Origin of the sequence: Pseudomonas sp. TJI-51, from assembly GCF_000190455.2 — a bacterium.
Lineage (GTDB): Bacteria > Pseudomonadota > Gammaproteobacteria > Pseudomonadales > Pseudomonadaceae > Aquipseudomonas > Aquipseudomonas juntendi.
This window is the reverse complement of sequence record NZ_AEWE02000012.1, coordinates 96,232-96,977: the sequence shown is the minus strand read 5'-3', so window position 1 is coordinate 96,977 and position 746 is coordinate 96,232. Positions and strand designations below refer to the sequence as shown.

1 protein-coding gene is annotated in these 746 nt (G+C 63.9%); it reads right to left on the bottom strand.

What is annotated here, in order from left to right; all coding sequences use genetic code 11:
- Positions 1 to 746, bottom strand: a 746-nt coding sequence (locus tag G1E_RS03075; protein ID WP_256220426.1) for a YheT family hydrolase, incomplete at both ends; no start/stop codon positions are given.

Sequence of the window (746 nt, the reverse complement as noted above, 5' to 3'; positions counted from 1 at the left end):
CCACATGGCCGCCGCGGCGGTGCAGCTCGAAACGGGTCTGGGGGGCCAGTTCCCGCGCCGTCGGCAAGCTGTGGCTGGACACGAACGGGTCGTCACTGGACTGAATGATCAGCGTTGGCGTGCGGTTCTGGCCAAGAAAGAAGTGGCTCGACGAGCGGCGATAGTAGTCGTGTACATCGCGAAAACCGTTCAAGGGTGCCGTGACCTTGCCGTCGAACTCCCAGAACGTGCGCAAGTTACTCAGCTGGCCCAGGCGGTCGAGTTCGGCCAACCGGTCATGCTGGCCCTGGGCATGGAAGTGCCGCTGCTTGAGTTGTACATACGCCAGCATTTCGCGCATGAAGTGCGCCTGGTACACCTTGGAAAATCCCTGGCCGATGCGGTCTGCGCAGTGGTCCAGACGAAACGGTACCGAGACCGCTACCGCAGCCTCCAGCTGGCTGGCGACGCCGCTTTCACCCAGGTATTTCAACAACACATTGCCGCCCAGCGAATAACCCACCGCATACAGCGGTGCCAGTGGGCGCTGGGCGCGCAGGTGGCCGATGATCTCCGCCAGGTCTTCGCTGGCGCCGGAGTGATAGCTTCGGGGCAACAGGTTGGGTTCGCCCGAGCAGCCGCGCCAGTTCACCGCCACGCTGGCCCAGCCCCGCGCTTGCAGGGTTTGCTGCAAGCCCTTCACATAGGGTGAGTCAGAGGAACCGGTCAGCCCGTGCAACACCAGTACCAGCGGCGCCTGCGGCTGG